The following is an 11,412-nucleotide window of genomic DNA, read 5'->3' on the forward strand; positions in this document are numbered from 1 at the left end:
ACATTTTATTAAATTTCTATTTCTTTATATATTTTTAGACCATTTTCCTTCATTATGTCTAAAATTATACCTGCAGTTTCTTCAATTGCTTTATTTGAAACATTTATTACTGGGCATCCAATTTTCTTCATTATTTCTTCTGAATAGTCTAATTCTTGAAGTATTCTTTCTAAGTTAGCATAATTAGCTTTACTAGATAGCCCTAAAGCTTTTAATCTTTGAGTTCTTATTTCATTCAACTTTTCAGGTGAATTAGTAAGACCTATTATCTTCTTAGTTTCTATTTCAAATACTTCTTTAGGAATTGGTATTTCTGGAACTAATGGTACATTAGCTACTTTTATATTTTTATTAGCTAAATACATACTTAAAGGAGTTTTAGATGTTCTTGATATTCCCACTAAAATTATGTCTGCTTGAAGAACTCCTCTAGGGTCCTTTCCATCATCATATTTTACTGCAAATTCTATAGCCTCAACTCTCTTAAAGTAAGATTCATCCAATTTTCTGATTATACCAGCTTCTCTTTTTGGTTTTCTTCCAGTTCTTTTACTTATTTCCCTTAATATATCTGTCATCAAATCTATACAACTAAGACCTTCTCTTTCGCAATATCTTTCAACAATACTGCATAGCTCTTCATCAACTAATGTATATACAATCAAAGCGTTTTCAGCTTTTGCATTTTCTAGTGTTTCAAGTAATACTCCCTTATTAATCATATATGGAAATCTTTTTATTTCATAAGTTTCATTTACATAAAATTGTGACATACATGCTTTTGCAACTTGTTGTGCAGTCTCTCCTACTGAGTCTGATACTGCATATATAATTAGGTTTTTCACCAGCATACCTCCTTAATTGTCAACTATTTCTAAAAATAGCTTAGTTATGTTGGTTTTTGATATTCTCCCAACAACTCTCATATGGTTTTTGTCTTCTTCTTTATATTCAACAATTGGAATCGAATCTACTTCATGTTCTATTATTTTTTTTGAAGCCAATAAAACACTTGCTCCCTTAGTCAAAGTAACTACATTTGGAGTTCTTGTCATTATCATACCTATTGGCATCTTATTTATATCAGAACCTCCTATAGTTGCTTTTAATAAGTCCTTTCTAGAAACAACTCCACATAATTCTTCATTTTCATCTATAATAACTATACTCCCTACATCAGATAAAAACATAGTGACTATTACATCATATATACTTTCGTCTTTCTTAGCTAGTACAGGCATGCTCATTATATCTTCTACTGTTTTTTCTTTTATACTTTTACCAATTAAATTAATTTCACTAACTCCTGAATAAAAATATCCAACTTTTGGTCTTGCGTCTAGTATTCCTGTCATTGTTAATATAGCTAAATCAGATCTAAGTGTAGCACGAGTCACATTCAAGCTGGAGGCAATACTTTCACTCGTTATTGGTTCATTTTCCTTAACTATATCTATTATTTTTAGTTGTCTTTCATTAAGCTGAATAATAATCACCTTCTTTCATTGTGCTATACTTTTTATCTTTTCGTATCTTATATAGTATATTATATAACTATATATACCATTCTGTAAACAGATTTTTTATTGAATACGATATATTTTTTACCAAGTTCTTTTGCTTAAAGATATTTATTGTATATTAATGGGGGATATTTCTTTAATTAATAGAACTATATTAGTATTACAGTTAATATTATAATACATAATTGGCTATTTTAATTCATTTTATATTAAAATTTTTAATTATATTATCTTAAATATGAATATAAAATTGCAGAATTAATTTAAATTAAACCTACTAGTAAGATTTTTAACTGTAAACAAACTATAAAATAAGATTTATCAAAACACTCTCTCAAAAAATATAAAAAAATTTAAAAGGGCTGATTTTAAAATAACCATCAACCCTCTTTTAAATAACATCTATATTATATTATTATACAATAAATTTTATCCAAATATTTTTTCTTGTAATTGTCTTAAATGATATAAAGTAGTATCTTTTTCTATCTCTACCATATCATATGTTATAACTTCACCCTTTTTAATATCTTTAATAACTTTAGTCTTTTTACTGATTAAACCAATAGGTACAGCATTCATTTCTTTTGCAACATCATATTTTTCTATAGTGCCATAGCATGTATATGCACCATATCCATCCATATACTCACCTTTTTTCAAGTCTTTCTTAGCTATAGTCATAACTTCTGCAACTAATCCAGCTTTAGGCACTATTGTAGCCTTATGCTCTAAAACTGCCATTGCTGCTGATAAAGGAGTTTCTAAACTGCATAAATGATATGGTCTATATAATATGTAATTAGGTCCATCACCCATACTTAAGTATTTTAATTCATCATTAACTGCTTTTAATTTATGAGCAACTACAACGAAAACACCAGGTGCTATACCATTTACAAAATCAACTACACCATAATTATCTAATACTCCACCCTCGCTTTTTAATGCATATTTCTTAGGTACTTCATTAACTGTAGCTTCAATACCATGCCCACCTCTTACATCAGGTACAAATCCAGTTGCATTACACATTAAAGCCATTTCTACCATTGTTTTAGTACCTTCTTTAAAAGAAGCTATCATATGAGGTGAAGCTCCTTTTCTTTCTGCTTCTTCTTTTACAGTATCAGGATTACAGTCTAAATCTAGTTTATTGTTTTTACCTTTACCTACTACTCTAACTTCAAATCCCATTGCATCTGCAAAATCAAATAGACCCATTACTGCCCCTGGTTCATCTCCTGCAGAACCTGTAAATATTACTCCTGCGTCATCTGCTAATTTTTTAAGTATTGGACCAACAACACAATCAGTTTCAGCGTTTAACATTACTATATGTTTTTTATTTAAAATAGCATTTAGTGCTATTTCTGCACCAATTGCAATACCTCCTGTTGCATCTATAACTACATCTATTGACTTTGTTTTGCAAGCCACAAGAAAGTCATTACATGTTAATACTTTTCCTTCTTGTAATTTTAATTCTGCATCTGTTTCATTTGTTACATTATCTATGATTTCTTCTTCTATACCTGCATCAGTAAATGCTTTACGAGCTAATTCTAGATTTATATCTACAACAATAGATGCTTCCATTCCTTTCATATTTGCCATTTGACTTACCATTCCATTACCCATATGACCAGCACCTATAAGAGCTACTTTTATTTTTTTACCTTCTTCTTCTAGCTTTGCAAGTTTTCTGTTTAAATCTAACATATCAATTCCTCCTGTTATAATAATTTTATTTTTCAAATTAATAAATAGTTATTAAATCTCCAATCTTTATATCTGGTTTTCCAATTTCTACATGTATTTCTCCAGGTAAATTTACTTTATCTTCTCCATCAAATTTAATTGTACAGTGACCAATTTCTCTAAGAGTATTTTGAGCAATATCACCAACTGAAACTATACAATAATCTCGATTTCCTATTGTAAGTGTATCCCCTATTTCAACATTACTTTTTAATGTTGATATTGAATGAATTACAGATATATCTTTCAAATCTTCATCATTAATAGTTTCATCGTATATAATAAGACAGTTGCTTTCATTTATTAATTCTTCAACTAAACTGCCTATCCCACTTATCTTAACTTCATACTTCATGATATCCCTCCTGATAATTTATATTAGATTAATTAAAAGAAACATTTATTTTTTCTTTTATAAATTTTATAGCTTGTACAATACTTTCTTCATCTTTAAATTTTTGCTCTGCACTATATATGTCCAATCCTTTTATATCTTCAATCTCTTTAAACTTAGCCATCACTGTGCGACCTTTTAAAATTTCTCCACACTTTATAAATCCCTCTGAATCTGAAGATATAATAGCTATACTTCCTTTAGAAAAATAACTTTTCTTTTTTCCTGTAGACACTATATCGCCCATTTTTTTAGCTTTATTTAAGGCTTTGAAATATAGTTTATTCTGATTCATTACAAACAAAGTATTTAAAACATAAACAACAAATAAAATTATAAGTAGTTTCATATTTACACACCTTTCATAAATTAATTTGTTTTTTTAGTCCTATACAAAACTTATATAATATTCTCGATCAATACTTTTTTAAATTCTACAAAGCTTCTACATTTACTTATCTTATTTGTTAATTTTACATTTTGTCCTATCTTTAAAACTTCTTCATAAATCTTTACCAATAAATCTGAATCCACCTTATCCTCACATGGAAACATTGTCATAAGTATTATTTTTATACTTCTATTTGCATAAAATATTGGCTCTTCTAAAACCCCAACTGCCATTAAAAATTTATCTGACTTTTCATTTACAGCATGAGGAAATAATAAACCTTTATCAAAAACTGTAGGAGATTTTTCTTCTCTTTTGATTATATTTTTTCTAAAATTATCATCAATACATCCCAAATCCATAAGATTGTCCATCATTTTTTCTAATGAATCAAGTATCGTTTTTTCATTTAATATCATAAATTTATTTTCATTTAACAAATTATTTATTAGTAAATTTGGAGAATCAGTAGTATCTATGTTGCCTTCTCTTAAACATAATACGGTCTTTAATTGTTCCCTCAATTTATTTTCATCAAATATTGTATTGATTTTTAATACTATTGTATTTATATTTGATGTATCTAAATCAATAGTTGTAAAAACTATATCGTATTCATCTAAATTAATGTTTCTCAAATTAAAACTTGAAAGAGTATCAATTTTAGGATTATTTCCTATCAATTTTTCAACTCTTATTTTTAATAGTTTTGCTGTTCCAAGACCTGTCCCACATATAATTGCTATTTTCTTAATTGAATAAAATCTACTACTATTTCTTTCTAAGTATCCACTAAAATGAATTGCTATATAACCAATTTCATCCTCAGAAACTTCTAGATTATATTTTTTCTCTATTACTTTTCCTGCTATTTGTGCCAGCTTAAATGGAAGTATATAGTTTTGTTTGATTTCTTCTAACAATACATTTTTTAATTTTATATTAAATAATAGCCTGTTCAGTGTAAAACTAAGATGATATCCAAGTCCTACCCTTAACTCATCCTCATTTATAAAAATACCCATATCAACATATATCTGATTGAATATGCTTTCCATTAAATCATCAATATTTTTATTTATTCTACTACTATTTAAAGCACATTCTGATGCTGGTGCATTTCCACTTACTAATGGTATAGTTAAATAAATAATTTCTTCATCATTTAAAATATATTCAAATTTTTCTGATAAAATATTCTTTATTTCCCCAGCAATAAGATACTCATCATATGACTTAAGTAAATCAAATTTTACATCATACTCTTTTACTATCTTCTGTTCTTTTACTCTATACATCAAAACTACTATGTAATTAAAAACTTCTCTGAGCATTTCATCTGTAACATAAAAATTATTATTTTTAAATAAAGTCAATAATTCTTCTTCTAAACTTGCAATTTCTTCTTTTTTGATACATTTAAAGTACTTAGAATTATTTAAATCTTTTCTTGAATCTTTATACAACTGATTTAATATAAGTAACCTAATATCAAGTTCACTACCATGCAATTTCATTCCTGTATTTTGCTTTTTTACTAAATTCAAATTATAAGAATTTAATACCTTTTCTACATATTGAAAGTCATTTACTAGCGTAGTTCTTCCTATACACATCTCATCTGCTAGACTATCCAGTGTAATAAATCCATCTAGTTCTATCAAATAATTTAGTATAAACTCTGCCCTCTCTTCCTTTGAATTTAATGAAAATACACTTTTTTTATTCACATCAATAATCTTATTGAGTATTTGCTTATCTTTTATCTCTAGTTTATAGCCTTGACCTTTTATATATTTTATTATTGCTATGTTACTTCCTAAATCTTTATTCAATTGCTTTATATATGTTCTGACACTTCTGGTTGTAACATTCAATTCGTCTGCTATTGAATCAATACTTACAAACTCTTTTTTACTACACATAATCAATATCTTGAATATTTTACGGTCAATAGAAGGAATTTTCTCAGTTACATTCATTTTGCATCTCCTCCTTGATTTCATTCTAGTACAAACTTGAAACCAAATTAATACATAAAATTTCACTTTGCTAGAGGAAAATTTAGTATTAATCCAAATCAATAATCACTCCTAATTAATACTACAAAAGCTAGTCTTTCATTAACTAAAATTTTGACTAGCTTAAGTTTACATTTACAATTTTATTAATTAAGTTTAAATCTCATAACAACATAAAATACTATCTTAATGCAAATATTGCAACGCCATACGCAATAATTACAGATATTGGCCCAGTTATTAAACGAGAGTAAAATAATGCTGGTACGCCATATTCCACGGTTTCTGGTTCTGCTTCTCCTAAACTTAATCCTACTGGGACAAAGTCACAGCCAGCTTGCCCATTTATTGCAAATAAAGCAGGAAGTGCTAAATATGCTGGTATTGCACCAAGACCAATTTGTGTTCCTACAAGAGTACCTACTACCTGTGCTATAACTGCTCCAGGGCCTAATATAGGTGATAAAAATGGAAGTGTACAAATTATTGATATAACTAACAAACCACCAATGTTTCCTGCAAGTGGCGATATTACCTTTGCAATCCAATCACCTAACCCAGATGCCAAAATAATTCCCATAAGCATACTTACAAATGCCATAAATGGTATTACATTATTCATTATCATTTGGATGGTATCTCTACCCGCATCATAAAACTTTGATACTACTTGTCCTGCTCCTTGCCCAATAGAAAGTATTATGTTTTTCTTCGCATATTCTTCTTGAGCTTTTGATTTTACTTCATTATAATTATCAGGCTTTCTAATAGAACTTTGACTTTCATTTTTATTTTCTTGAGATTTTTTTTGTGTTTCTTCACCATCTAAAATACTTATGCAATTAATATTAACATCTGATACATAGTATTCTTCAGTTATAAATTTTGCTAAAGGCCCTGTTTTTCCCACTGGATTTACATTAATTGTAGGTATTTTCTTCTTTGGATAAACCCCACACCTTGCTGTTCCACCACAATCAATAATAACTACTGCCACCTCTTCATCAGGAATCCCAGTTTTAAATCCATCTATAACCTCACAATCCAATAATTCTTTTATTTTTAATGTCACTTCATGAATACCACCAGCAGTCATTGACAATATTTTATTTCTAGTTGCTTCTTTTTTTATGTATAAAGGTCCTCCCCAACCAGAAGTTCCCTTTTCTATCTTTAATACTCTATTTGCATCCATTTTAAACCCCTCCTAAGCCTTATTTGTTGCTTTATTTTTTCTTGTTAAAAATGCGTACATTTTTTCTGTTACTACACCTCTTATAAAAATCACAATTAGACCAACTATAAAATACCATAATGCTAATGTAGTTGTTTCCTTACCTAATGTAGTTAAACCTGCTGATATACCTAGCCATACAAAAAGTTCTCCTGCATTTGCATGTGGGAAAAGTCCTGTAATTGGATGTACAAATGAAACAGCTGCATCATAAAATCCTGCTTTATGTTCCTCTTTTAGAAATCTACCAAATGTATAACACATAGGATTTCCTAAGAAAAATACTGACACTAATGGAAGCAAAGTATATCTTGTAAAAGCATTTCTTCCAAGTTTAGAAGCCCATTTATTTACTCTTTCTTCACCAACTATTTTAATCAATGAGTTAATAGCTACCATTAAAACGATTAATGTTGGAAGAGTCCCTGATATAAGACCTACAAATTGTTCTCCTCCCTTTTGAAATAAACCAATAAACCACTCTGCACCTTTACTTAGACCTGTAATAACGTTTTCCATAAGATTATAACCTCCCTATAATTTCTTTAAATTTTTAATTTTATTGACTAGCTTTAATTCTACAAATTGTATCCTTTTTCTGTAAGATATACTATTATTATAAATGTTTTTCTTTGATTAATATCATTTTAATATAATATTTTTGATAAATTAATACATCTTTTTTCAACTTTGCAAAGGAAAAAGTTGTACTAATTAGAATTTTCAGAAATATACAAATTTTATTATGACTATATTTTAAATTTTTCTTAGAAATTTAAGAACTTGTTTTTATTTATTTTATTATCGAAATTGTCGATAGCTACTATAAATAAAAAAATAGATGCTCTTTTCTGAGCATCTACTTTCTATTTCAGCTTATTTTTAGTTTTATCTACAGTTATTTTATAGGTATACAAATATCAATCTGTGAATCTACATTATCAGATCCTAAAAATCTTTCATCATATATCTCGAAATCATCTCTTATATCAATTTTTTCCTTTGTGCTTAAGAACCAAGTTCCCCATATATATTCATAAGTTTTATCTAGCTTGTCCAAGCTACCAGTATGAGTGAATACAGCGTATTTTCCTCCATCAATATTTTTTGAAACAAATAAACTTGGTATATTTTCATAGCTACTAACTTCAAGCCCTATTATTTCGTTAAATTCCATAGTTTCACTAAGTAGATGTATTTGTGGAGTTGCTTCACAAATTCCAAATGCTCTGTTTGATGGCAAAGTGTTTGGCACCATATTGTATACTTCTCTAAATTTTTCCCACAAACTAGGTAATGACTCATCTTCTAGTGTTACTTTTTCTTTTATACCAATTACTTTTATTGAATCTATCTCTTTTATAACTGGTTTGATTGTTACATTTTCAACTAAATGTTTCATAAAATCTAATTCTAGTTTTTTCTTCTTTCCAACAAATACATCTATTCTATTTTTTCTATATTCTATGGGACTGACCTTGTATATAGATTTAAATGCTCTACTAAATGCTTCTGAAGATTCAAAACCACTATCAATTGCTATATCTAGTACCTTTTTATCACTGTATAAAAGTTCTTTAGAACTATTAACTAATCTTCTTTTTTTTATATAACTTCCTACACTCTCACCAAACATAGATTTAAATAAACGTGTTAAATGATAATAAGAATATCCAGATTCTTTTGCTACATCATTTACACTTATATCTTCTTTTAAGTTATTTTCAATATATATTATAGCTTTTTCAAAATACTTTAAGTAATCCAAGGTTATACCCCTATTCTCTTTAATATTCTCAAGTATTATAATATTTTAAGTAACACTATTTTGTTTACTATACTAAAATATCATAAACAATGCAACATTATGTAGCACTTTCATTTTATTTTGTATATATAACTACATAGGATAATCAGAGTATTTCTTATTCAATTAATTTAAAAAAATCTGATGGTGATTTCTCTATATTTATATTTACAAGTTGTGTTGTATACTTAAAGTTATCATTTAAATAGTAACTATTCCAACCATTGTCTTCCAATCCACCCCATAAAATATTAAATTTTCCCATAGTTAGGTCCATAACTATACTTTTTAAAGTTCCAAAAAAATCATTATAATAATTACAAGATAGACCTTGTGGATATTTTGAAGTCAATAAATTAATTAAATCTTTCTCTCCAATCTTTTTAGAACTTTCTATATACTCTTTAATTAATTTATATCTATGAATAGAATTGCTCATTGATTGTGGTTCTAGTTTATGAAGTTCCTCAATATGGACATGATTTGTAGAATGCAAAAATGATTTCCTTTCACTTTCTGCCTTATTTATTCTATTTATGTCTTTTCTTCCATCTAAAGTTTCTACAAGTGCAATATTTCCAGACTTATCTGCAATCAATAAATTAATATTATATGCTATTGGCATGTCTTCTATATATACCAATGCTTCCTCTACATCCTTACAGTTTTCCAACAAATATCTAATAACAGCCCAAAATTGTAAACCTACAACAGCTGGCTTTCTCAGTCCCTCTGAATTACCTACAGGTAAACCACAAGATGACTGACTCACACCTAAACCACATTCATTCATTCCCTCAGTTCTACCAAACTGCATTACTGTAGTCCCAATATGTGCGTATTTACCAGCTACCTTAGTTTTGCATAATACAAAATCCTCCATCTTGTGTGAAAAGTCAAAATTACGTGCAAATAGTACATGACCATTTTCAGTTAATTCTGGTGCTAATGCAACTTGACTACAACCTGGTCTAAGATATGTCATAGTATAGTATAAAATTTGATTCTGATTTACATGAATAGCATCAGCAAAACCTTGTAATTCTTCATTAAGCCCTGGACAATATTTATCAAATAACTCCACCATATGATTTTCTTCTTCTTTAGTTAAAACATTAGATTTATTAATTTGTTCACCTATCAACTCTGGTATATTTACAATTGATTTTCCTAACTCATACCCTATTTCATAATTTGTACCACATAATTCGAAAGTTCTTACTTTTAAAGTCTCCATATTGTTTCCTCCTACATATATCTTGTATTTAATTTTATCATCAGAGCTATAACCTTTCATGATATTTTTTGCTATGATAAGTTAACAAATCTAAAAGGTCTAATAAGTACCAGATTTATATAGGATTATTTAAGTTTCTATATCATTTAAATCATATGATGTTTTTTTAATACTAGGCATAATACCTTTTTGTATTTCTTGTTGGGCTTGTTTTACTAGTGCATTATAATCATTCCCCTTCATTCTTTCTAAGTGTCATACATTTAGCAAATGTATTTCCTGTTTTTAAATATGTATATCCAGGCATTTCAAATAAAATTGGTTTTAATTTATCATAATCGATTTTGCTAAACTTACCATAATATGGTCATGTCCAATAATACCTAAATGTCCTACTAACATCCAGTTAGGTCTTTCATTAATTACTACTCCAACTACTACTAATGGTGTAGGATATAATCCTATTACAGAACCTAAATCTTTTTTCATATATAATTACCTCTTTTATTTTATTTTTTGTATTGTATTCCCTTAACTCAACTTAAGGTCAAGCATTATTTTTTATATTCATGCTTTTCTTTCCACTCCTTAACCATTTTTTGTGTTACAGGGTCACACAGGTTATAGTAATTTTCAATTTTATACTCAACAACATCTAAACATTCTTGAAGTTTACTAATCTGTGTAGTCAAATCTTCCTTTACTTCCACCAATATTTCTCTACGTACTTCCTTTGTATCATCATCAGAGCATGCAAGTCGTACATATTCAATAATAGCTTCTAAAGAAGCACCTGCTTTTTTAAACTTCATCACAAACTCAATCCAATGAATAGCGCGTTCATCATAATCACGAATTCCAGATTTATTTTTAGGAATAGGTGGAATCAAACCAATCCTTTCATAATAACGCAAATTATCGACTGATATTCCAGTACGTTTTGAGGCTTCTTTAATTGTCATAAGCATCACACTCCTTATAATTATCTTTTTTTAATATACAACCTTAAGTCAACTTCAGGTCAAGTCTTTTTAAAAACTTTTT

12 protein-coding genes are annotated in these 11,412 nt (G+C 28.0%); all 12 read right to left on the reverse strand.

Annotation, left to right across the window (positions count from 1 at the left end; genetic code table 11):
* Positions 1-8: 8 nt before the first annotated feature.
* The 12 genes from IC174_RS09900 to IC174_RS09955 all read right to left on the reverse strand — a co-directional run bounded on the left by IC174_RS09900 (position 9) and on the right by IC174_RS09955 (position 11,330).
* Positions 9-851, reverse strand: a complete 843-nt coding sequence (locus tag IC174_RS09900; protein ID WP_227432627.1) for a pyruvate, water dikinase regulatory protein — start codon at positions 849-851, stop codon at positions 9-11.
* Between the two features lie 6 nt (positions 852-857).
* The gene (locus IC174_RS09905) at positions 858-1,496 is read right to left on the reverse strand and encodes a helix-turn-helix transcriptional regulator (RefSeq protein ID WP_227432626.1); all 639 of its coding nucleotides are present in this window, start codon (positions 1,494-1,496) and stop codon (positions 858-860) included.
* Between the two features lie 456 nt (positions 1,497-1,952).
* Positions 1,953-3,245 carry an NAD(P)H-dependent oxidoreductase gene (locus IC174_RS09910; RefSeq protein ID WP_227432625.1) on the reverse strand — a complete coding sequence of 431 codons (1,293 nt, stop codon included), beginning with the start codon at positions 3,243-3,245 and terminating at the stop codon, positions 1,953-1,955.
* A gap of 37 nt (positions 3,246-3,282) precedes the next feature.
* Positions 3,283-3,639 (reverse strand): PTS glucitol/sorbitol transporter subunit IIA, encoded by a 357-nt coding sequence (locus IC174_RS09915; protein ID WP_227432624.1) that lies wholly within the window; start codon positions 3,637-3,639, stop codon positions 3,283-3,285.
* Between the two features lie 28 nt (positions 3,640-3,667).
* The gene (locus tag IC174_RS09920) at positions 3,668-4,027 is read right to left on the reverse strand and encodes a transcriptional regulator GutM (RefSeq protein ID WP_227432623.1); all 360 of its coding nucleotides are present in this window, start codon (positions 4,025-4,027) and stop codon (positions 3,668-3,670) included.
* 50 nt (positions 4,028-4,077) lie between these two features.
* Complete coding sequence (locus IC174_RS09925; protein ID WP_227482827.1) at positions 4,078-6,051, reverse strand: BglG family transcription antiterminator; 1,974 nt, start codon at positions 6,049-6,051, stop codon at positions 4,078-4,080.
* Positions 6,052-6,271: 220 nt separating this feature from the next.
* Complete coding sequence (locus IC174_RS09930) at positions 6,272-7,285, reverse strand: PTS glucitol/sorbitol transporter subunit IIB (protein ID WP_227482828.1); 1,014 nt, start codon at positions 7,283-7,285, stop codon at positions 6,272-6,274.
* A gap of 12 nt (positions 7,286-7,297) precedes the next feature.
* Positions 7,298-7,843: a PTS glucitol/sorbitol transporter subunit IIC gene (locus IC174_RS09935; protein ID WP_227432620.1), complete on the reverse strand. Its 546-nt coding sequence runs from the start codon at positions 7,841-7,843 to the stop codon at positions 7,298-7,300.
* 379 nt (positions 7,844-8,222) lie between these two features.
* The gene (locus IC174_RS09940; RefSeq protein ID WP_227482829.1) at positions 8,223-9,092 is read right to left on the reverse strand and encodes an AraC family transcriptional regulator; all 870 of its coding nucleotides are present in this window, start codon (positions 9,090-9,092) and stop codon (positions 8,223-8,225) included.
* A 157-nt stretch (positions 9,093-9,249) separates the two neighbouring features.
* Positions 9,250-10,368: a C45 family peptidase gene (locus IC174_RS09945; RefSeq protein WP_227482830.1), complete on the reverse strand. Its 1,119-nt coding sequence runs from the start codon at positions 10,366-10,368 to the stop codon at positions 9,250-9,252.
* A gap of 324 nt (positions 10,369-10,692) precedes the next feature.
* Positions 10,693-10,857 (reverse strand): hypothetical protein, encoded by a 165-nt coding sequence (locus IC174_RS09950; protein WP_227432617.1) that lies wholly within the window; start codon positions 10,855-10,857, stop codon positions 10,693-10,695.
* Positions 10,858-10,922: 65 nt separating this feature from the next.
* On the reverse strand, positions 10,923-11,330 hold the full coding sequence (locus IC174_RS09955) for a MerR family transcriptional regulator (protein WP_227432616.1): 408 nt from the start codon (positions 11,328-11,330) through the stop codon (positions 10,923-10,925).
* Positions 11,331-11,412 lie beyond the last annotated feature (82 nt).

Origin of the sequence: Clostridioides sp. ES-S-0001-03 (assembly GCF_020676075.1) — a bacterium.
Classification (GTDB): domain Bacteria; phylum Bacillota; class Clostridia; order Peptostreptococcales; family Peptostreptococcaceae; genus Clostridioides.